This is a genomic window from Marinobacter santoriniensis NKSG1 (genome assembly GCF_000347775.1).
GTDB classification, from domain to species: domain Bacteria; phylum Pseudomonadota; class Gammaproteobacteria; order Pseudomonadales; family Oleiphilaceae; genus Marinobacter; species Marinobacter santoriniensis.
This window is the reverse complement of record NZ_APAT01000004.1, coordinates 1-20,187: the sequence shown is the minus strand read 5'-3', so window position 1 is coordinate 20,187 and position 20,187 is coordinate 1. Positions and strand designations below refer to the sequence as shown.

Sequence of the window (20,187 nt, the reverse complement as noted above, 5' to 3'; positions counted from 1 at the left end):
CGGGAGGGCGCGCGGCGGTTTTTTTTGCCCGCGACAACTCAAGCTTCAGCGGGCGAACTCCGCTGCGTGTTCCCGGACATAGACGGAAAACTCATCGTAGCCTCCGATGTACTGCTGCCCGACGAGAATCTGGGGAACCGTATGAACCGGCTTGCCGATTTTTTCCGCAACGTCCGCCTTGGACATCCCTTCCGCCACCATATCGACCCAGGTGTAGGGCAGTTGCATGGACTCACACAGCATTTTCGCCCGCATGCAGAATCCGCAGGAAGAACGGCCGTAGATGGTGACCTGCTCCATTATTACCTCCTGAAACGGTGCATTGCACCGTGTTGTTAACCTGTTTGATGACCAGAATACTGTAAAGATGGCCGCTAACAAAAATTGATGCTTTGAATGGCAACCATAGTAGGTGACCATACTGACATGGGCAGCCCCCGACCTTGCAATCGATCAAGACCGGAGTAACCGTGGCATACCTGACACTGTTTTTGACCGCATTTGCCGCAGCAACGCTGCTTCCCGCTTACTCCGAGGTTCTGCTGGGCGGGATGGTCACCCAGGGATTCAACCTCTGGTGGCTCTGGTTCTGGGCGACCGCCGGCAATACCCTGGGTTCGGTCGTGAACGGGATCCTTGGCCGGCAGGTCGACAGGTTCAAGCACAAGCGATGGTTCCCGATCAGTGACCTGCAGCTTCATAAAGCCCGCAACCGGTTCAATCGATACGGTCAGTGGTCACTGTTGCTGGGCTGGCTGCCACTCGGCGGTGACGCACTGACACTGGTGGGCGGAATCATGCGCGTGCCCTGGCTCAACTTTGTCGTTCTGGTGGCCATTGGCAAGGGGCTGCGCTACGCCTTTGTACTCTGGCTGGTGGCAGAAGCATCGGGCGTGTCAGGGCCTTCTCCGGCACCATAAAGGTACTTCCTGAGGAGCGGCTCGCCGTTGAACTCCGATTGCAACACTGCAATAAAAGTGTATACACCGATCAGCTTCCGGTTGAGGAAGACAAATTCTTTCGGCGGCACCCGGAAATAGCGGCTGATAGCGGAGCGGGCCGCCTGTCGTGCGACCCGGGAGGGCAGATCACTCTGCTTCCACCGGTACTGGCCGGCGCTGTTGACCGCGTAGTCCGGCCATTGTCCCTGATCCCGGGCCAGAGGTTCCAGCACCGACATACAGACCCGGCCGAACTTCTCACGCACCTCCTGCGGCCAGTCCATGCTCATGAATCGCAGGGCCACGCCGCCATCGATGACCGCGTCCAGATCGTCCTCATACGACGCCCGTATCATCTGGATAACCGGCTGAAGGAATTCGTCGGAGTATGATTGGACGGCCCCGAAATCCAGCAGCACAATCCGGTCATAGCCCGGATCCTCACCCTCTTCACCGGCAATCCGGATGCGGTAATTGCCGAAGTTCGGATCTGTCTGGATCTCTCCCCAGACGAACAGTTCCCGGAAAAACAGTTCCAGGGCCGCTTTCCCCAGTGCACTCCGGCGATCCTGGGGAAGTTCCCGAACCGCCGATGAACCAACCGAATGCCCATGTTCGTAGGTGGAGGCAATCACATGCTCCGACGAATACTCCTGCAGAACACGCGGAACGATGAACCGCGGATCGTCCGCCAGCATGGTCCGGAATTTCTCGGTGGTCCGGGCTTCAAGGCGGTAATCCACCTCCCGATGCATCATCTGACGGACTTCTTCCAGCCAGTCGTTGAATTCCGGGCCAAAACTCACCAGGCGCGCCACCTTGAGCAACTGGGCCACCGCGTTCAGATCACTGTCCACGGCATCGGCCACTCCCGGATACTGGACTTTGAGCACCAGTTCCAGCCCGTCACTGCGGCGCACCGCCCTGTGAACCTGCCCGAGCGAGGCAGCGCCGATGGGCTCCGGGTCAACCTCCAGTTCGGTGAGCCGGTCGGCTCCCAGCTCGTCCTTCAATACGCGCTCGATGGCTGACCACTCCAGCGACGTGGTCTGGTCCTCAAGGGTATGCAGTGCTTCGGTTACCTCTTCCGGCAGAAAATGCTCACCATAGAGCGCCATGACCTGGCCAATTTTAACCACGCTGCCTTTCAGTCGCCCCAACTCATCGACCAAAAACCGCGCCTGGCTGGAGAGCATGGCCCGGTGTCGCTCCTCACGCTTCTCCCGACTACTGAACCAGTTGGTCGCCATATGGGAGGCCATCCGCGTTCCTGCTGTCAGGCCTGCCCGGGTCAGACTGAGGCGACGCTCGAAGCTGCCGGTTTTGATGCGGGACACTGTGGATCCTGAACGTCTTGATGACATGGACAACCTGTGAATGCAGAGAATTCGGGCTTTCGCCCACTGATAATCCCATTATACGGATACTCTAGCGACCTAACCTCACCGATTCGACCCCGATTTTGAGGCCTGAGGGCCAATGTCTGCCGCAAGTGCCCGGTTTAAACCTGTCTCCCTGACCGTTTACGATTTTACACAGTCCCCCGTCGCATAACGGACTAGTATGGAGATCTGAACGGCTTCCTTGATCTGAACACAACAACAAGATCCTACAATGAGTCACGCAGGCACACGCACACCCGATGAGGAACTGTCCCAGTTTCGCGTCAGGGGCGAAATCCCGGTTCCGGTCCTGATCAACTGGTTGACGGCCGCAGCCATCCCCTTGCTGACGTTCTTTGCCTGGCGCGCCGTCAGACAGGACAGCGCAGCCCTGGTCCCGACGTTCCTGACGATTTTTGCCGTGCTCCTGGGCGTCAATGCCCTGCTCTATTTCCTGCTTGGTCACCAGACGCTTCAGCGACGTGGCTTTATTGTGCTGATTGTCGCCCTGTTCACCTTTCTGGCGATACAAGCAGTGGAGGACGGCTCGGCCATCATCTGGCTGTTTGCCTACCCGCCGATCATCTTCTATATCAGTCAGGCCCGGGTGGGTGTGATCGCCTGCGTCGGCGGAATCGCGGGTCTCATCTTTCTATTCAGCCCACTCGGCGACGCTCTGTTCAATTCCCCCTACAGCACCAGTTTCCGAATCTCCATGATCATTGTCCTGAGTTTCGAGATGGTGTCCTGCTACATCCTTGACCAGAGTCGTCGCCGCAGCAAACTGGGACTGCTCAGACTCGCTGCCGAATTCGAGCATGCCGCCAAGCATGACGCACTGACGGGGCTGGCCAACCGCCGGGAGGCAGTCGAGCAACTTGAAAACGAATACGAGCGGTATCGGCGGACCCAGCGACCGTTTTCGGTGCTTCTGATGGATATCGACCTGTTCAAGAGCATCAACGATACCTATGGCCATCAGGCGGGCGACGAACTGATCGTGCTGGTTGCCCAGTGTTTGCGGGACCAGTGCCGACGGGTGGATACGCCGGCCCGGTGGGGTGGAGAGGAATTTCTGGTGTTGCTCCCGGAAACCGGGGCCGAAGACGCATTGCAGACCGCAAACCGGGTCCGCTCCGCGATCGAAGCGGCCTCGGTCACCGTGGAAAACCGCACTGTCGGCGCCACGGTCAGCATTGGCGTAGGCACTATCGAGGGCAATGAATCCATCGACCGACTTCTGCAAAGAACCGACGAAGCGCTCTACAGGGCCAAGGAAGGAGGCAGAAATCTGGCCATTCCGGCGGGTGACTGAAGGTAACTACCAGCCGTCCCGGTAACTGACCGACGCATACGATAAGGCATCGACCAGATGCTGGACGAGACGTTTATCGAGATCGGAGACGGTCTTTCCCGGAACAAAATCGGTCACCTGGCACATGGCCATGCCGGCATAGCCGCAGGGATTGATCCGACTGAATGGCTCCATGTCCATTGCCACGTTCAGGGCAAGCCCATGGAACGAGCATCCCCGACGTACCCGCAGGCCCAGTGAGGCGATTTTGGCATCGCCCACATAAACGCCCGGCGCATCGGGGCGGGCAGCGGCTTCGATACCCAGGTCGCCGAGGGTACCGACAATTCCCTGCTCGATGGTATCCACCAGCGATCGAACGCCCATTTTTTTCCGCGGCAAATCCAGCATCAGGTAGACCACGAGCTGACCGGGCCCGTGATAGGTCACCTGGCCACCGCGATCAACCTTGATGACCGGAATGTCGCCCGGAAACAGCAGGTGCTCAGCCTTGCCGGCCTGCCCCTGGGTAAACACCCTGGGGTGTTCCAGGCACCAGATTTCATCGGCTGTGGCGTCGTCCCGGTCCGCCGTGAACTGTTTCATGGCGTCCCAGGTTTCCTGATAGGGCTGTTCGCCCAGGCGACGGACAATAAGGTCTGCCATGGACGTCACAGCACCATATGAACCCGACCGCTGGCCTTGAGCTCTTCAAACAGGGCCTTGAGCTGCGCTTCGCCGGTAGCAACGATTTTGAGCTGGACGGAGGAAAACCGGCCCTTGCTGCTTTCGGTGATCGAGATGTCGGCCTCGGTAATCCCCGGGGCATGCTGCTCCACGACTTCAACGACAAATTCGCTGAAATCGGGCGCGGAGTTACCGATCACCTTTATCACGTAATCACAGGGGAATTCTATTTTCGGTGCTTTCGGTTCACTCATGCCACACTACTCCCGGGACCCGGATCGCCCTTACTGAAACAATTGAACAAAGAACAGCTTGATCGCATCCCAGATACGCTTGAAGAATCCGCCCTCGGGAACATCGTTCAGGGCCAGCACCGGCTGATCCACCAGCACCGCGCCATTGAGGGCAACTTTTACACGACCGAGCTCGTCTCCCACCTTGGTGGGGGCTTTGATCACAGAATCAAGGTCCACGGTGGATTCAAGCTGGTCGCGAGAGCCCCGGGGAATGGTCACATAGACATCCTTGTTCATACCGACCGATACCTGATCGACCTTGCCGCCCCAGACCGGGGCCTGCATCAATTCCTGCCCCGCCTGGAACAGACGCTCGCTCTGATAGTACCGGAAGCCGTAGTTCAGCATTTTCTGAACTTCCTGAGCCCGGGCATCGGAACTGTTCGTGCCCATCACGACGCCAATGAATCGGGTGTTGTCGCGTTTGGCCGAGGCCACAAGGCAGTACCCGGCTTCTTCGGTATGTCCGGTTTTCAGGCCATCCACACTGTCGTCACGCCACAGCAGGCTGTTCCGGTTGGGCTGACGGATGTTGTTGTAGGTGAAGTGTTTCTTGGCGTAGATCGGATAATTTTCCGGGTAATCGTTGATGATCGCCCGGGCGAGGATAGCCAGATCATAAGCGGTGGAATAATGGTCTTTGTGCGGCAGGCCCGTGGCATTCTGGAAATGCGTATCCTTCATACCAAGGATCTTGGCCTGCTGGTTCATCATGTCGACAAAAGCGTCCTCACTGCCGGCCACGTACTCCGCCAGGGCCACCGTGGCATCGTTTCCGGACTGGATGATCATGCCGTGGAGCAGGGTCTCCACCGGTACCGACGTCCCCTCACGGACAAACGTTCTGGAACCTGGCGTTTTCCAGGCCTTGACGCTGATCGGCACCATATCGTCCATGGAAATGCGGCCTTCCGCCATTTCCCGTTCCACGAGGTAAGCCGTCATCATCTTGGTAAGACTCGCGGGCGGAAGTCGTTCATGGCTGTTTTCGTCCATGATGATGCTCCCGCTCTTGGGATCCATCAGTACGTAGGAGCTACCCGCAATCTGGGGTGGCGAGGGAATCAGTACCGACTGCGCCATCACTTTGCCGGTCAGGGCAAAGACAAGCATGAGTACCACGGAAAGGGAACGCAAAAGGTTGTTTAAAGCCATGGGTCCATTCATTCGTCAGGTGTGTTTTCGGTGTTTTGGTTGATCAACGCGAATCGGTCAACAGGATCGTCTGTGCAAAGCCACGGGCCTCGAGCAGCCCCTGGGTTTTTCTCGCCGCAGCCTCTGTCTCGAAAGGACCGACCTGTACCCGGTGATAGCGACCGGACTGGGTATTGATCGCCCGTACCCGCATCGGATTCTGCAGGACACTGCGAACCCGCTTCAACAGGGCTTCCGCAGGGCCTCGACTGCTGAACGAGGCCAGTTGGACAAACAGCGCTTCACCGGTTCCATTTGGCGATCTTTCAGCAGTCCGTGCCTCGCCGGAATCGGCAACCGGGCCACTTTGCTCACCCGGCTGAAACGGCTGACCGGCAAGGTACATGGAACCGTCCGGCCGGACCGTGATGGCAGCCACTTCGACGTGCGCCGTCCCTTTCGACTGATATCCCAGCTTTTTCGCCGCCGCGTAGGACAGGTCGATCAGCCGGTCGCTGTGAAAGGGCCCACGATCATTGACCCGGACAATGACCGAACGACCGTTGTCCAGATTGGTCACCCGGGCATAACTCGGGATTCGCAACGTCTTGTGGGCGGCCGACATTTCATACATGTCGAAGGTTTCGCCGTTGGATGTCCTGTGGCCATGGAACTTCTCACCATACCAACTGGCGGTGCCGCGGGCGACGTAACCATCGTTCGTATCCAGAACCCGGTAGGTTTTGCCCCAGACCGAATATGGCGATTTGTTGCCCGCACTCCGTCCCTTCTCATATCGGGGACTCGCATCCGGCAGGCCAGACACATCAATATCTTTCGACGGTGCACGGTCCTGCGACAGTGCGTAGCGGGAACTGCTCGTTTGCGGGGAGGACGCACATCCACCCAGCCCGAGGAGCAGCAGGACTGCCAATCCTGCGGCCCAATGACGTTTTGCGTTCACCGTGGGCAATCCCCCTGCCATCCGCTTGCCGCGTAAAAACCAGACATTCTTTTCTTCATTGTAACGGGTTCTTTAACCCAATCACCATTACCCGCCTTCCATGGTTGATCACGCAGCCAGCATTCGTCGATGGGTGTGTATCGACATAAGGACACCAAACGCGGCCATCAGCGTCACACTGGAGGTACCGCCATAGCTGATCAACGGCAGTGGTACGCCCACGACGGGTAACAGGCCGCTGACCATCCCGACGTTCACGAAGACGTAAATGAAGAACGTCATGGTCAAGGCGCCGGCGACCAGCCGACTGAACGAGTCCTGGGCCGTGGCCGCAATGTAAAGACAGCGCAGGATGATGAGAAAATAGGTCGTCAGCAACAGCCCCATGCCGATGAAACCGAACTCTTCCGCCAGCACGGCAACAATGAAATCGGTGTGACTCTCGGGCAGGAATTCCAGGTGCGACTGGGTTCCCAGCAGCCAACCCTTGCCTTCAAGGCCACCGGAGCCGATCGCCGTTTTCGATTGAATAATATTCCACCCGGCCCCAAGGGGATCGCTCTGGGGATCCAGCAATGTCAGCACGCGCTGCTTCTGGTAATCCCGCATCACGAAAAACCACATCAGTGGCGCAGACACCGACACCATGGCAAAAACCGCAGAAATGAGTTTCCAGCTCATTCCGGCAAAAAACACCACGAAGATGCCGGCAAGCCCTACCAGCAGCGACGTTCCCAGATCCGGCTGCTCGATAATCATGCCCATGGGTAACAGCACAATCCCCAGTCCGACCGCCACATGGGAAAACCTCGGGGGCAGGTAATGCCTCGACAGGTACCAGGCCGCCATCATCGGCACCACCAGCTTCATCAGCTCAGACGGCTGGAAACGCGGCAATCCCGGAATGGCCAACCAGCGCTGGGCGCCTTTTGCACCAACGCCCGCAACCAGGACCGCCGCCAATGCAATCAGACCGACCACATAGAGCCAGGGCGCCCAGCGCCGGAATACGGCGGGATCCAGCTGGGCAAACACCAGCATCACCACGAACGCGATGGTCATCCGGATCCCCTGCGCCTTGACCACCTCGATGTTGCGATCGGCACCGCTGTAAAGCACGAACAGTCCGCTGCAGATCAGTAACAGCAACAGCACCAGCAATACCGGATCCAGATGCAGGGTCGTCCAGATGCTTCGGGGGCGCCCGAGGGGATTGGCAGAACCGGAATCCATCAAATCTTTCAGGGCCATCAGTTCGCCCCCTTCGTGTCGGCCATACTCACCTTGCCGGAGTCCTCACCATGTTTCAGGTCCAGCAGCCAGGTATCGAACATTGCCCGGGCCACCGGGGCGGCAGTTCCGCTGCCGCTCCCGCCATTCTCGACGATAACGGAGACGACAATCTTGGGGTCGTCCACCGGCGCAAAGCCAACGAAGAGTGCGTGATCCCGCAGCCGTTCCCGGATTTCATTCGCATCGTACTCCTCATCTTCCTCAAGGCTGTACACCTGGGCGGTCCCGGTCTTGCCCGCCATCCGGTAAGGAGCCCCCTGGGCGGCACGACGGGCCGTCCCATGCGCTCCTTCCATCACCTCGGCCATGCTGTCGACGACATACTCCCAGTCGCTGGGATTTTTCAGTTTCAGCGGTTCATGGGTTTCCGGAGGCAGTACTTTATTGACCGGATCGTCACCCAGGACATCCTTGAGCAATCGGGGCTCAACCCACTGCCCACGATTCGCAATCAGGGCGGTTGCGGTAGCCAGTTGCAGCGGTGTGGCCAGCATGAATCCCTGACCGATACCGAGGTTTACCGAGTCCCCCGGATACCAGGGTTCCTTGCGCGCGGCCCGTTTCCACTCCCTCGATGGCAACAGTCCACTGAGCGCTCCCGAGACATCCAGCGTGGCATCCTCGCCAAACCCGAAACTGGAGAGATAGCCCGACATGGTGTCCACCCCCATGTCCACTGCAACACCGTAGAAATAGGTATCGCACGACTGCGCGATGGCCTTTTTCAGATCGACCCAACCGTGCCCCCAGCGTTTCCAGTCCCGATAGCGACGACCGGTATCGTTGAGCTGGAAGTAACCCGGGTCCCATATTTTCTTGGTTCGGGTAGTCGCGCCACTGTCCAGTGCGGCGACCGCCAACATGGGTTTCAGAGTAGACCCTGGCGGGTACTGGCCGCGAAGTGCCCGGTTGAACAGTGGTTTATCCTTGCTTTCCCGCAGTTCCCGGTAATCGTCCACACTGATACCGGTGACAAACTTGTTGGTATCAAAGCCCGGCACACTGGCCAGCGCCAGTATTCCACCGGTTTTCGGTTCGATCGCCACGACGGCGCCACGGCGGCCGTCGAGTAGCTCATACGCCTTTTTCTGCAGGCGAAGATCCAACTGTAACTGGAGGTCCTCCCCTGGCACCGGGTTCTCCCGTTCCAGAACCCGAAGAATCCGCCCCCTGGCATTGGTTTCAACGTGCTGATAGCCGACCTTGCCGTGCAGCGTCTTCTCGTAGAACTTCTCGATACCGGATTTTCCGATGTAGTTCGTCCCGGCGTAATTGACCGCGTCGATATTCTGCAGTTCCTCCCGGTTGATCCGGCCAACGTAACCAAGTACGTGGGAGGTCAGGACACTGTGGGGGTAATAACGAACCAGCTCCGCCTTGACCTCGACACCCGGCAACTCGTGCCGGTGAACGGCGAGCTTGGCGATCTCTTCTTCGGTCAGGTCGTATCGCAGCGGGATTTCCTGATACGGCCGGCGGGGCTCGTGCAGCCTGCGGTCAAACCGTTCCAGATCCTGATCGGAGACATTGATGATGCCCTCAAGTTCGCTGAGGGTGTCGTCCATACCCTCCACGCGCTCGGGCACAATGGTGACGCTGAACACTGGCCGGTTCTCGGCCAGAAGAGCACCGTTGCGGTCGTAGATCAGGCCGCGCGGAGGTGGAACCGACTGCACCTGAACACGGTTTTTATCAGACAGGGTGGTGTAAGTATCGTTTTCGACGATCTGAAGCTGATACATGCGGGCCATGAGGCCGCCCAGCGCCAGCACGACCACCGTCAGCATAACCAGCGCGCGGCGCTGGAACAGGCGGCGCTCGGCTGCGGTATCCTTGAATTCACCCCACGGCATGGACAACCTCTAGGCGCGATGGTACGGATGGTTTCGGGTGATCGTCCAGGCCCGGTACAGCTGCTCTGCAAGCAGAATACGCACCAGTGGATGCGGCAATGTCAGAGGCGACAGAGACCACTGCTGATCCGCTCGCTGGCGACAGGCATCGGCCAAACCGTCGGGCCCTCCCACCAGAAAACTCACGTCACTGCCATCCTGCTGCCAGTTTTCAAGCTGGCTGGCCAGCTTCTCAGTTGACCAGGGACGGCCGCCCACTTCCAGGGCGATGACGCGATCGCGAGCACCCAGTGCCCCGAGAATCGCATCGCTTTCCTTCTGCATCAGCCGGGGGATATCCGGATTCTTCCCACGATGGGCCATGGGAATTTCAACCAGTTCCAGGGGAAGTTCCGGGGGCATTCGACGGGCATACTCCTGATACCCGCTGCTGACCCAGTCGGGCATCTTCTGCCCGACACAGATCAGACGTAACCGCATGCTTATTCTCTGCCCGCGGCGCCAAGATCCGGAGCATCGCGCCAGAGTCGCTCCAGATCGTAGAACTCGCGGGTAGCGGGCATCATCACATGAACAACGACATCGCCGAGGTCGACCAGGATCCAGTCGCTGGCAGTTGCGCCCTCGACGTTGCTGGCCCGAACTCCCTGCTCCTTGGCTTCAACCACCACCGAATCGGCGAGGGATTTAACGTGACGGTTGGAGGTGCCGGACGCCAGCACCATGAAGTCCGTGACACTGGTCCGATCGCGCACATCAATGACACTGATGTCCTGCGCCTTCACGTCTTCCAGTGCCGTGACCACCAAATCTTTCAGTTCTTCTGCCTGCATAATCACCCTGTTAATCGGACATCGGCCGGATTGCCTGCCCGAAAAGTCTCAATGAGACGGAATTGTAGCACTAAAAGTTCCCGTCCGGGCAGGCGCCATAAAGCCCCTGCCGTCGAATCTCCGCCCAGACCCCGTCCGGGATCAGATATCGGGGAGAACGCCCCTGGGCAATTCGATCACGGATACCGGTGGCGGAAATATCCAGCAGCGGCGCGTCCAGTGCCAGCACGAGGCCGGCCGGACTCTCACGGAGACGCGCCGGATCGCTGACTTTGCGTTCAGCCAGCAGCTTTGCCGGCTGACCGTCCGGATCCAGCGCCGGCCCCGGACGTTGCACCACAACGATGTGGGCCAGCTCGGGAATCATGTCCCACTCCCGCCAGCGGTCAAAGCTGGCAAAGGCGTCGGTACCGACCACCATCACCAGCGGCTCATCCGGGCCCAGTTCGGCCCGGAGCTGGCGCAGCGTATCCGCGGTGTAGGAAGCGCCGGCCCGCCGGAGTTCCCGGTCATCAATCCGCAGACTGGCTTCGTCGCGAATCGCCAGCTCCAGCAGCGTCAGCCGCTGCCCCGCACTGGCGCCGGTGTCGCCGCGGTGTGGCGGGATATGGCAGGGCACCAGGCTGACGTTCGCCACGCCCAGGCGGTCACACAGCTCGATGGCCAGTCGCAGGTGCCCGTGGTGCACGGGGTCGAAGGTTCCGCCGTAGATCACATGCATGGACATCAGGTCCGGATGTGGCCGTCGCCGAACACCACGTATTTCTGGGACGTGAGGCCTTCCAGTCCCACGGGACCGCGGGCATGGATCTTGTCGGTGGAGATGCCGATCTCTGCGCCCAGACCGTACTCGAATCCGTCGGCAAACCGGGTCGAGGCATTGACCATCACAGAGCTGGAATCCACTTCCGTGAGGAAACGCCGGGCCCGGGTATAGTTTTCAGTGACGATGCTGTCGGTGTGCTGGGAGCTGTAGCGGTTGATATGCGCGATCGCTCCATCCAGACCGTCCACCACGCGCACTGCCAGGATGGGAGCCAGGTATTCGGCTTCCCAGTCTGCGTCCACCGCCTCTTTGGCCGAGGGAACCACAGCGCGGGTTGCCGGACACCCTCGCAACTCCACCCCTTTTTCCTCAAAGGCCTCCGCCAGCAGCGGCAGGATATCTTCGGCAATTTCCTGATCCACCAGGAGGGTTTCCATGGTGTTGCAGGTTCCGTACCGCTGGGTCTTGGCATTCACCGCCACGCGCAGGGCCTTCTCGGGATCCGCGTGACTGTCGATGTAGACATGACATACGCCGTCCAGGTGTTTGATCACCGGCACACGGGCATCCCGGCTGATCCGTTCGATCAGCCCCTTGCCGCCGCGGGGCACGATCACATCGACGTAGGCCGGCATCGTGATCAGCTCGCCCACCGCCGCACGATCGGTGGTCTTGATCACCTGTACGGCATTTTCCGGAAGACCGGCCTCGGCCAGGCCAATGGCAAGACAGCGGGCAATCGCCTGATTGGAATGGATGGCTTCGGATCCACCCCTGAGGATGGTGGCATTTCCCGACTTCAGACACAGGCTTGCGGCTTCAACCGTCACGTTCGGACGGGATTCGTAGATGATCCCGATCACCCCCAGGGGAACCCGCATCTTTCCGACCTGAATGCCGGAGGGGCGATAGGTCATGTCGGTAATCTCGCCAATGGGATCCGGAAGCGAGGCAACCTGCTGCAGGCCCTCAATCATGGAGTCGATCCGCTCCGGTGTCAGCTCCAGACGATCCAGCATCGCCGCGTCCAGACCGTTCTCCCGTCCTTTCTCGAGATCCTTGCTGTTGGCAACCGCCAACTCACCTCGCGCGGCATCCAGTGCGTCTGCAGTTGCCAGCAGTGCCCTGTTGCGCACAGCCGTCGTGGACTTTGCCACCAGTGTGGCGGCGGCCCGGGCCTGCTGACCAACCTCGGCCATGTATCCTGCAATATCCATCCTGTTACCTTGTCAGTTCGACATCAAAATACGTAATAAGGGCCTAACTTTACCTTTCCCGTTTCAAGTACGCACCCCAAACCATTATTATACCGCTGCGCTATGCTTAATACTCAATGGACGCGCCGGGAGAGGAAGGACACACCATGGCCCAGACGGCCGAAAAATTCTTGTTGAGCAGGCTGTCACGGGCCGGTTTCGCGGGACTGATCATTATTGCCATCGCCAGCGCCTTGTTGGGCGACCCTCTCATGTCAGCCGTGGCGGCAGCGGCAGCGGGCGTCGTTATCAGCGGCCGGAACTTTCATCCGGCCCGGAAAAGACAGCCCTGGCCAACCATTCAACGTCTTTTCTTCATCGTGACCACCTGCCTGACCCTGTCGGCATTCCTGCTGGGCCCCTGGGCGATGACGCACTGGCTTTATGCGATGCCGCTGGTTGCCTTTGCCCTGTTTCGGCCGGTCATTGCCGCCGGCCTCTCGCTGGCAGTCGGCGTGCTGGTCATGGCAGGGACCCAGTGGATGACGGGACTCCCGGACCGGCACCAGCTGGTAAGCGCGTTCCTGCTGACCCTGATGCTCTCCGGATTGCTGGTCTTCCTCCGGGAATACAAGAACCGGCAGCTGGCCCCCCTTCGGCGTACGGACGAGCTGACCCAGGCAGCCAGCCGTGAATATCTGTCCGCCGACCTGCACAAGGAAATCCAGCGCAGCGAACGGGAAGGCACCGATCTGTCGGTCATCATGGTCGGACTGGACACCCATGTGAGCGATCACGAACCGGCCGAAGATATCCGGTCCATCCTGCCCCGGATCGGCCGTTACCTGCACTCCCAGATCCGCGATTTCGACACCTATTACCGGGTCGCAGACCTTCAGTTCCTGATCATTCTTCCGGGAATCTCCACCGGCGATGCCGGGAACCGGGCAGATATCATTCGCAGCGGGCTCCGCACCCTGCTGGAATCACACGGATTGAATCTCACGGTCAGTACCGGCATCGCCGGTCTCAATATCGGCGACGATGCCGACAGCCTCCAGCAGAGCGCCGCACACGCATTGCGCCGGGCCCAGCAACAGGGTGGCAACCGTACCCAGACCTACAGCGCCTGGTCGCATACGGCTCGATCCACGACAGAGCACGGGGGGCCGGCATCATGACCGAAACCAGGCTACGCACGATCACCCATAGCGCAGGCTACGCCCTGGCGACCCTGTTCATCGCTGCCCTGGCCGTGCAAAACCTGCGGTACGGATTCTACGATCTGTTCTACCTGGCCTCCGGGATGGCTATCCTCAGCCTCGCGGGACTGGCCTATACCATTATCAGCCGACGGCACCAGTTATCTGCCCCGGGCCACCTGATCATCCTCTCCGCGCTCAACAGCGGGCTGCTGGCAGCACTGATCAGCATGAACGGACCGGGCATCAGCCACTGGGCCATGCCCCTGCTGATACTGAACCTCCTGATTCTCCCGCTTCGCCAGGGGCTGGCGTTATCCCTGCTTCTGGTCACTCCCATGTCGGTGGTTCTGTTCCTCAGCCATCCGGTGGAGGACGCCATGGTCACCACCACCGGACTGGTCATTCTGCTCGTTACAACAGCACTGTATACCTGGCATTACGATCACATGGCGCAGTCGGCGGAGGATCTGGCCATCACGGATCCGGTGACTGGTGCCCATAATGCGCGGTTCCTGGATGAAACGCTGCAGAAGGAAATCAGTCGCGCCATTGCAACCGGCCACCCCCTGTCGGTGGTTCATCTGGGCATCGACTACGCAGCGGAAGCCAAGGACCTGCACGGTAATGCAGCCCTGCAGACACTGTTCCGGGACATGACCCAACATCTGTTCGGTGTTATCCGGGCGGGCGACACCCTCTACACCCTGAACGAATCCGAATTCTTCCTGATCCTGCCGTTTACCCCGGAGGAAGGCGTCCGGGTCATTGCCGAGCGCATCCGCAGAACCATCGGTGAACATCAGTGGGCAGTCGTCGGCAAGGCCACCGTGAGTCTGGGCTGCACCACACGCGGCAACGGCGATACCCGCACGGATACCCTCCGCAAACGGGCCCACGGTGCGATGGAAGAAGCGCGCAAACGGGGCGCCGACTCCATCTGGTTCAGCCCGGGAGAGACCATTGAGGCATGACTGGCGCCTGGCTCTCTGACCTCACCGCCTGGCTGTCGTCGAATCCCGGATGGCTGGCGGTCGCGCTTTTCCTCACCGCTTGCGTGGAATCCCTGGCCATTGCCGGCCTGATTGTACCGGGCGTTGCCATTCTGTTTGCCATCGCCGCACTGGCTGGCAAAACCGGCATGCCCTTGGTCGAGGCCATGACCTGGGCCTTTCTGGGCGCGGTCGTAGGCGACGGCATCAGCTTCTTCATCGGGCAGACACTGAAGGGGCGACTGACGTCCGTCTGGCCGTTCAAACGCTACCCAGTCCTGATTGGCAAGGGAGAAACCTTCTTCCGGAAACACGGGGGCAAAAGTGTCGTTATCGGGCGTTTTATCGGACCGATCCGTCCGATTATTCCGCTGGTGGCCGGCGCCCTGCACATGCCCTGGCAGCGATTCCTTGGCATCAACATCGTGTCGGCCATTGCCTGGGCCCCGGCATACGTCATTCCCGGATTCCTGGTGGGCAGTGCTCTACAGACAGGCATCGAGCTGCCCCCCCATTTCTACGCAGTCACCGGCGTCAGCCTACTGGCCCTGCTGGTGGTGTACTATGTTCTGGTGCAGTTCCAGTTGGGCCTGGGCGGTGGCGGACGCTTTTATCGATGGCTCGAAGAGCGCGTTGCACGGTATGAACTGTCCCATCGATTCTGGCGACTTTACAGCAACCAGCGACCGGCCCGCGCTGGCGAATTCCCCCTTGCTTCCCTGATGCTTTCCATTGCCTGCTGCGGCCTGTTCCTGATCTGGGAACAACTGGCCATCAGCGGCGCTCTGGACCCATTCAACCAGACCGTGCTGCTCTGGTTCGAACAGCTCCGTCACCCACTGATGGACGGACCCGCACTGGTGGCGACCCTGCTGGGCGACCCGCTGGTGCTGGTCGTGGCGGCGGGACTCGCCATGCTGGTGCTGGCGTTTCGCGGGTATTACGCCGCGGCCCTGCACATAGCCCTGGCGCTGGCACTGACGTGGAGCCTGGTATGGGGCCTGAAGACCGGGCTCGATCTGCCGCGACCGGCGGTGGTCAACCAGCCCCCGGCCTCCGGCGCCTTTCCCAGCGGTCACGCCGCCGGCATCACCGTGCTGGTGACCCTTCTGGCCAGCTTCGTCGCGGCGGAATTCGGTCAGCGTCGGCGCTGGCGCACCTATGTACTCCTGTCACTGCCAGTACTGCCCGTCGCGGTAAGCCGCCTCTACCTGGAGGTACACTGGTTCTCGGACATTGTCGGGGGCATCCTGCTGGGACTGGCGGTGACCGGTTTTGTGCGGGCCAGTTACAGCCGATATGATCGCACGCCCATTCCGATGGACGCGCTGAGCGTTCTGGGCGTGTCGGCCTGGCTGGCCTTTTCGGTCGGCTATATCCTGCACCAGTGGCCAGAGGCCAGTTACCGGTATACGCCCCAGGCCAGCCACTCGGCGGTGACCCGGGAGATCACCCCGGCTCAAGCGCCTCGAGAAGTTCCTGCAGTCGATTGAGGCGCTCGAGGGGATCCTGAAGTTCCACCAGCCGTTGCTTTTCCTGCTTGTCGAGAGGTAGAAGCTCCGTCAGTCGCCACCCCACATGGCGGGCGTCTTCATAATCCACCTGCATTTTCAGATCGCGAACGACCGGATGGCGAAACAGGGCCTCCAGAACCGACTGGAGCTCAATGTGCTGTTCGGGCACGGCGCTCTGCGCCTCGCCTTCGAGGTGTTCGACATCGCCGACGTTGAGTCCGTCCGGCTCACGCCAGCTCCGGAGAACGGTCACTTTCGATTCACCCTCGACGGTAATACCCAGCAGGCCATTCTCCAGCTGCTGGAAGTCAATGATCCGGACGTAGGTACCCACCTCATAGAAGCTGGCCCCCGGACCGGCTTCCGCCCCCTCCCGAAGCAGCACCACGACGAACCCCTCGTCGTCTTTCAGACACCGGGTCAACATGTCGATGTACCTCGGCTCGAACAGCTGAAGCGGAATACGACCGCCGGGCAGGACGATGGAGTTGAGCGGAAACAGGGGGACGGTCACGGTCATTTTGCTCTTCACCGAATCGACAACAACTGCTGGACTTCCTGAACGCGCGCGCGGGCTTCGGTGAGCAACTGAAGACTGCGGGAAGCATTGAGCTCCAGTTCTCCCAGACGCCGATAGGCAGGGACTTCATCAAACGCTGGCAGACTGTCGTTCTGGTTTGACCCGATCATCGAATGCAATTGGGCCACGATCACCACGTCGACCAACTGCGGTTCGGGCTCGCGGCATTCATAGTGCCAGTCTTCGGCATGCCGGACCGACTCGAGAAACGCGGCAGGGAAGGCCCAATTCTCCAGCACCGCGGTGCCGACATCAGCTCGCAACTCCCGGATGGCATGTCCCAGGTTGGCTTCATTGGAAAACAGCGCCGAATGATGCTCGGCCTGAACCAGCACCGGTACCACGCCAATATCGTGCAACAGCCCTGCCAAAAGGGCCTCTTCGGGATCGATCCGGGTTGCCTGGTCCGCGAGCACCCAGCACAGCGCAGCGACCTCACGGGAGTGGGTCCAGAGCTTCTCCATCTCCTTCTGCAGCGACGCCTGCCGGGTTTTGAACACCTCTCGCAACGCAAAGACGGATACGAGCTGGCGCGTCGTACGCATACCCAGCCGAACCACAGCCTCGCGAACATTGCGAACGTCGCTGAAGCCGCGGTAGAGCGGGCTGTTACAGGAACGGACAAGCTTGGCGGCCATGGCCGGATCGGCAGATACAACCGCTGCCACCTGCTCTGCCGACGACTCGTCCCGATCCACCGCCCGGCGAACCTTCCAGGCCACGTCGGGCACACTGGGCAATTTGATCTGGTTTGAGCGAAGCTCGGAATAGAACTCCATCAACAGTTGATGTTCTTCATCGCCTCCGGACACGCCATCCTCGGAACCCATTTCCACCTGGTTGACCGGAGCCGATCGGAGCAGCTGATTCAGCACATCCTGCTCTATCACGAGGAATTCCGATGGTTTCACGGCCACCACGTCGTACATGCGCGGCTGCAGACGGGCAATCGGGTTGAGTGCTTTGTCGGTTTCCGCCTCGATGATCGATTTCCGCCCGTCCACGGCCTGCAATTCCACCGCCCCGGAGACCAGAAAGATATCGAGACCATCACGGACACCCCTCTCCGCAACCCGCTGGCCCGGCCCGTGCGTCCGACGTTCGGCCCGGCTGGCCAACAACACCAGCTGATCATCGGTTAATCGATTCAGCGGCTGAAAACTCTTGAGGCGACGCAACGGCAGGCTGTCCGGCCCGGCCATAAGCAAACTCCTTGTTCGAAGAACCTTGGGATAGTTCGATCACAACTGTTAAGTATTGTAACCACCGCCCTGGAAAACAACCATGCGCCTACGGTCTAATCTGGTATCCTTTACAGCTGCACTTTTAACCGGCAACAGACAAGAGAGACCAAGACACCATGCCTCAGTATCGTTCGCGGACATCCACAGCCGGCCGGAACATGGCCGGCGCCCGCGCCCTCTGGCGCGCCACCGGTATGAAAAACGACGACTTCGGCAAACCGATTATTGCGGTTGCCAACTCGTTTACCCAGTTCGTGCCCGGTCACGTGCACCTGAAGGATCTGGGGCAGCTGGTCTGCCGCGAAATCGAGGCCGCCGGTGGTGTCGCCAAGGAATTCAACACGATTGCCGTGGACGATGGCATTGCCATGGGTCACGACGGGATGCTGTATTCGCTGCCCTCCCGGGAGATCATCGCGGATTCCGTGGAATACATGGTCAACGCCCACTGTGCCGATGCCCTGGTGTGTATCTCCAACTGCGACAAGATCACTCCGGGAATGCTGATGGCCGCCATGCGTCTCAATATCCCGACCATTTTCGTGTCCGGCGGACCGATGGAAGCCGGCAAAACCAAGCTGTCAGAACACAAGCTGGACCTGGTGGATGCGATGGTCATCGCCGCCGACCCGAACGCCAGCGACGAACAGGTCGAGGAATACGAGCGGAGTGCCTGCCCCACCTGTGGCTCATGCTCCGGCATGTTTACCGCCAACTCCATGAACTGTCTCACCGAGGCCATCGGTCTGGCGCTGCCCGGTAACGGTTCCCTGCTGGCTACCCATGCGGATCGTAAACAGCTCTTCCTCGAGGCCGGTCGACAGATTGTGGTGAACGCCCGTCGCTATTACGAGGAAAACGATGCCAGCGTCCTGCCGCGCAGCATTGCCTCACTGGCTTCGTTCGAGAACGCCATGACCATGGACATCGCCATGGGCGGCTCCACCAACACCATCCTGCACCTGCTGGCTGCCGCACAGGAAGGCGGCGTCAATTTCACCCTGGCAGACATCGACAAGCTGTCGCGCCACGTGCCCCAGCTGTGCAAAGTGGCGCCCAACTCCCCGAAATACCATATGGAAGACGTGCACCGGGCCGGCGGCATTATGGGAATTCTCGGCGAACTGGAACGCGGCGGACTGATCAACACGGATCTGCCGACCGTTCACAGCAAGACCATGAAGGAAGCCCTGGAGACCTGGGACATCATGCAGTCTCCCACCCCGGAAGTGGTGGAATTCTTCAAGGCCGGACCGGCGGGCATCCCGACCCAGACCGCGTTCAGCCAGAACACCCGCTGGCCCAGCCTGGATGGCGACCGCGAAGCCGGCTGCATCCGCTCCGTCGAGAATGCCTACTCCTCTGAGGGCGGCCTCGCGGTACTCTACGGCAACATTGCCCGGGACGGCTGTGTGGTCAAGACCGCCGGTGTGGACGAGAGCATCTACGTCTTCGAGGGCAAGGCCCGCGTTTTCGAAAGCCAGGATTCGGCCGTCGCCGGCATCCTCAATGATGAAGTAAAACCGGGAGAAGTCGTCATTATCCGCTACGAGGGACCGAAAGGTGGCCCGGGCATGCAGGAAATGCTCTACCCGACCAGCTATCTTAAATCCAAGGGACTCGGCAAGGACTGTGCACTGCTCACCGACGGTCGTTTCTCGGGCGGGACCTCCGGGCTTTCGATCGGTCATGCCTCGCCGGAGGCCGCAGCAGGCGGCGCTATCGGACTGATTGAGAACGGCGATACGATTCTGATCGATATCCCGAACCGCTCGATCAATGTGCAGGTGGACCAGTCAGAGCTGGACCGGCGCCGGGATGCACGGGACGCCAAAGGCTGGAAGCCCGAGCTGGCCCGGGACCGCAAGGTATCTGCAGCGCTCAAGGCCTACGCGTTGCTGGCGACCAGCGCGGACAAAGGGGCGGTTCGTGACCTGACCAAGCTGGACTGAGCACCCGGCCACAAAAAAGCCCGCCACGAGTAATACTGGCGGGCGTTTTTGTTGTCGTCAGGCA

The 20,187-nt window shown here is 60.1% G+C and carries 20 protein-coding genes; 6 read left to right on the top strand and 14 right to left on the bottom strand.

The genetic code is table 11. From position 1 onward, the window contains the following. Positions 1 to 45: 45 nt before the first annotated feature. Positions 46 to 300, bottom strand: a complete 255-nt coding sequence (locus tag MSNKSG1_RS00495; RefSeq protein WP_008937264.1) for a GrxA family glutaredoxin — start codon at positions 298 to 300, stop codon at positions 46 to 48. A gap of 170 nt (positions 301 to 470) precedes the next feature. Between MSNKSG1_RS00495 and MSNKSG1_RS00490 the strand changes: the two genes are divergently transcribed. Then, entirely contained in the window at positions 471 to 920 is a 450-nt protein-coding gene (locus MSNKSG1_RS00490; RefSeq protein ID WP_008937263.1) for a YqaA family protein, read from the top strand. Here MSNKSG1_RS00490 and MSNKSG1_RS00485 read toward each other — a convergent pair. Beyond that, the gene (locus MSNKSG1_RS00485) at positions 854 to 2,305 is read right to left on the bottom strand and encodes an ABC1 kinase family protein (RefSeq protein WP_040886495.1); all 1,452 of its coding nucleotides are present in this window, start codon (positions 2,303 to 2,305) and stop codon (positions 854 to 856) included. The two genes, MSNKSG1_RS00490 and MSNKSG1_RS00485, sit on opposite strands and share 67 nt — an antisense overlap. Before the next feature lie 250 nt (positions 2,306 to 2,555). Between MSNKSG1_RS00485 and MSNKSG1_RS00480 the strand changes: the two genes are divergently transcribed. Then, positions 2,556 to 3,638 carry a GGDEF domain-containing protein gene (locus tag MSNKSG1_RS00480; protein ID WP_008937261.1) on the top strand — a complete coding sequence of 361 codons (1,083 nt, stop codon included), beginning with the start codon at positions 2,556 to 2,558 and terminating at the stop codon, positions 3,636 to 3,638. A 6-nt stretch (positions 3,639 to 3,644) separates the two neighbouring features. On the opposite strand, the gene lipB is transcribed toward MSNKSG1_RS00480, so the two are convergent. From lipB to MSNKSG1_RS00430, 10 genes are all read right to left on the bottom strand, one after another. Beyond that, positions 3,645 to 4,283 carry a lipoyl(octanoyl) transferase LipB gene (gene lipB / locus MSNKSG1_RS00475; protein ID WP_008937260.1) on the bottom strand — a complete coding sequence of 213 codons (639 nt, stop codon included), beginning with the start codon at positions 4,281 to 4,283 and terminating at the stop codon, positions 3,645 to 3,647. 5 nt (positions 4,284 to 4,288) lie between these two features. Continuing rightward, positions 4,289 to 4,558, bottom strand: a complete 270-nt coding sequence (locus MSNKSG1_RS00470) for an HP0495 family protein (protein ID WP_008937259.1) — start codon at positions 4,556 to 4,558, stop codon at positions 4,289 to 4,291. Positions 4,559 to 4,588: 30 nt separating this feature from the next. Continuing rightward, the gene (locus MSNKSG1_RS00465; RefSeq protein WP_008937258.1) at positions 4,589 to 5,755 is read right to left on the bottom strand and encodes a D-alanyl-D-alanine carboxypeptidase family protein; all 1,167 of its coding nucleotides are present in this window, start codon (positions 5,753 to 5,755) and stop codon (positions 4,589 to 4,591) included. Positions 5,756 to 5,798: 43 nt separating this feature from the next. Further along, positions 5,799 to 6,719, bottom strand: coding sequence for a septal ring lytic transglycosylase RlpA family protein (locus tag MSNKSG1_RS19535; protein ID WP_201764929.1), 921 nt, complete (start codon positions 6,717 to 6,719; stop codon positions 5,799 to 5,801). An 87-nt stretch (positions 6,720 to 6,806) separates the two neighbouring features. Then, positions 6,807 to 7,949, bottom strand: a complete 1,143-nt coding sequence (gene rodA, locus MSNKSG1_RS00455) for a rod shape-determining protein RodA (RefSeq protein WP_008937256.1) — start codon at positions 7,947 to 7,949, stop codon at positions 6,807 to 6,809. Next, positions 7,949 to 9,844 (bottom strand): penicillin-binding protein 2, encoded by a 1,896-nt coding sequence (gene mrdA, locus MSNKSG1_RS00450; RefSeq protein ID WP_008937255.1) that lies wholly within the window; start codon positions 9,842 to 9,844, stop codon positions 7,949 to 7,951. The genes rodA and mrdA overlap by 1 nt, the downstream gene beginning before the upstream one ends. A gap of 9 nt (positions 9,845 to 9,853) precedes the next feature. Then, on the bottom strand, positions 9,854 to 10,324 hold the full coding sequence (gene rlmH / locus MSNKSG1_RS00445) for a 23S rRNA (pseudouridine(1915)-N(3))-methyltransferase RlmH (RefSeq protein ID WP_008937254.1): 471 nt from the start codon (positions 10,322 to 10,324) through the stop codon (positions 9,854 to 9,856). Between the two features lie 2 nt (positions 10,325 to 10,326). Beyond that, positions 10,327 to 10,677, bottom strand: coding sequence for a ribosome silencing factor (rsfS, locus tag MSNKSG1_RS00440; protein ID WP_008937253.1), 351 nt, complete (start codon positions 10,675 to 10,677; stop codon positions 10,327 to 10,329). 70 nt (positions 10,678 to 10,747) lie between these two features. Further along, entirely contained in the window at positions 10,748 to 11,398 is a 651-nt protein-coding gene (gene nadD, locus MSNKSG1_RS00435; RefSeq protein WP_040886501.1) for a nicotinate-nucleotide adenylyltransferase, read from the bottom strand. 5 nt (positions 11,399 to 11,403) lie between these two features. Beyond that, positions 11,404 to 12,660, bottom strand: a complete 1,257-nt coding sequence (locus tag MSNKSG1_RS00430; RefSeq protein ID WP_008937251.1) for a glutamate-5-semialdehyde dehydrogenase — start codon at positions 12,658 to 12,660, stop codon at positions 11,404 to 11,406. A 146-nt stretch (positions 12,661 to 12,806) separates the two neighbouring features. Between MSNKSG1_RS00430 and MSNKSG1_RS00425 the strand changes: the two genes are divergently transcribed. From MSNKSG1_RS00425 to MSNKSG1_RS00415, 3 genes are read left to right on the top strand one after another with little or no spacing between them, the layout of a single operon-like run. Beyond that, a complete protein-coding gene (locus MSNKSG1_RS00425; RefSeq protein WP_008937250.1) occupies positions 12,807 to 13,820 on the top strand; it encodes a GGDEF domain-containing protein in 1,014 nt (337 codons plus the stop codon). After that, a complete protein-coding gene (locus MSNKSG1_RS00420; protein WP_008937249.1) occupies positions 13,817 to 14,815 on the top strand; it encodes a GGDEF domain-containing protein in 999 nt (332 codons plus the stop codon). Before MSNKSG1_RS00425 ends, MSNKSG1_RS00420 begins: the two co-directional genes overlap by 4 nt. Continuing rightward, positions 14,812 to 16,326, top strand: coding sequence for a bifunctional DedA family/phosphatase PAP2 family protein (locus MSNKSG1_RS00415; RefSeq protein WP_008937248.1), 1,515 nt, complete (start codon positions 14,812 to 14,814; stop codon positions 16,324 to 16,326). The genes MSNKSG1_RS00420 and MSNKSG1_RS00415 overlap by 4 nt, the downstream gene beginning before the upstream one ends. On the opposite strand, the gene MSNKSG1_RS00410 is transcribed toward MSNKSG1_RS00415, so the two are convergent. After that, the gene (locus tag MSNKSG1_RS00410; protein WP_201764931.1) at positions 16,283 to 16,861 is read right to left on the bottom strand and encodes an LON peptidase substrate-binding domain-containing protein; all 579 of its coding nucleotides are present in this window, start codon (positions 16,859 to 16,861) and stop codon (positions 16,283 to 16,285) included. The two genes, MSNKSG1_RS00415 and MSNKSG1_RS00410, sit on opposite strands and share 44 nt — an antisense overlap. 14 nt (positions 16,862 to 16,875) lie before the next feature. Then, complete coding sequence (locus MSNKSG1_RS00405) at positions 16,876 to 18,129, bottom strand: HDOD domain-containing protein (RefSeq protein WP_008937246.1); 1,254 nt, start codon at positions 18,127 to 18,129, stop codon at positions 16,876 to 16,878. Between the two features lie 158 nt (positions 18,130 to 18,287). Between MSNKSG1_RS00405 and ilvD the strand changes: the two genes are divergently transcribed. Continuing rightward, on the top strand, positions 18,288 to 20,123 hold the full coding sequence (gene ilvD / locus MSNKSG1_RS00400) for a dihydroxy-acid dehydratase (protein WP_008937245.1): 1,836 nt from the start codon (positions 18,288 to 18,290) through the stop codon (positions 20,121 to 20,123). Positions 20,124 to 20,187 lie beyond the last annotated feature (64 nt).

Bases quoted from the DNA above. Each gene is read 5' to 3' on its own strand.
- MSNKSG1_RS00495 (WP_008937264.1), bottom strand. From the start codon at position 300: ATGGAGCAGGTCACCATCTACGGCCGTTCTTCCTGCGGATTCTGCATG.
- MSNKSG1_RS00485 (WP_040886495.1), bottom strand. From the start codon at position 2,305: ATGTCATCAAGACGTTCAGGATCCACAGTGTCCCGCATCAAAACCGGC.
- MSNKSG1_RS00480 (WP_008937261.1), top strand. From the start codon at position 2,556: ATGAGTCACGCAGGCACACGCACACCCGATGAGGAACTGTCCCAGTTT.
- lipB (WP_008937260.1), bottom strand. From the start codon at position 4,283: ATGGCAGACCTTATTGTCCGTCGCCTGGGCGAACAGCCCTATCAGGAA.
- MSNKSG1_RS00470 (WP_008937259.1), bottom strand. From the start codon at position 4,558: ATGAGTGAACCGAAAGCACCGAAAATAGAATTCCCCTGTGATTACGTG.
- MSNKSG1_RS00465 (WP_008937258.1), bottom strand. From the start codon at position 5,755: ATGGCTTTAAACAACCTTTTGCGTTCCCTTTCCGTGGTACTCATGCTT.
- MSNKSG1_RS19535 (WP_201764929.1), bottom strand. From the start codon at position 6,719: ATGGCAGGGGGATTGCCCACGGTGAACGCAAAACGTCATTGGGCCGCA.
- rodA (WP_008937256.1), bottom strand. From the start codon at position 7,949: ATGGCCCTGAAAGATTTGATGGATTCCGGTTCTGCCAATCCCCTCGGG.
- mrdA (WP_008937255.1), bottom strand. From the start codon at position 9,844: ATGCCGTGGGGTGAATTCAAGGATACCGCAGCCGAGCGCCGCCTGTTC.
- rlmH (WP_008937254.1), bottom strand. From the start codon at position 10,324: ATGCGGTTACGTCTGATCTGTGTCGGGCAGAAGATGCCCGACTGGGTC.
- rsfS (WP_008937253.1), bottom strand. From the start codon at position 10,677: ATGCAGGCAGAAGAACTGAAAGATTTGGTGGTCACGGCACTGGAAGAC.
- nadD (WP_040886501.1), bottom strand. From the start codon at position 11,398: ATGCATGTGATCTACGGCGGAACCTTCGACCCCGTGCACCACGGGCAC.
- MSNKSG1_RS00430 (WP_008937251.1), bottom strand. From the start codon at position 12,660: ATGGATATTGCAGGATACATGGCCGAGGTTGGTCAGCAGGCCCGGGCC.
- MSNKSG1_RS00425 (WP_008937250.1), top strand. From the start codon at position 12,807: ATGGCCCAGACGGCCGAAAAATTCTTGTTGAGCAGGCTGTCACGGGCC.
- MSNKSG1_RS00420 (WP_008937249.1), top strand. From the start codon at position 13,817: ATGACCGAAACCAGGCTACGCACGATCACCCATAGCGCAGGCTACGCC.
- MSNKSG1_RS00415 (WP_008937248.1), top strand. From the start codon at position 14,812: ATGACTGGCGCCTGGCTCTCTGACCTCACCGCCTGGCTGTCGTCGAAT.
- MSNKSG1_RS00405 (WP_008937246.1), bottom strand. From the start codon at position 18,129: ATGGCCGGGCCGGACAGCCTGCCGTTGCGTCGCCTCAAGAGTTTTCAG.
- ilvD (WP_008937245.1), top strand. From the start codon at position 18,288: ATGCCTCAGTATCGTTCGCGGACATCCACAGCCGGCCGGAACATGGCC.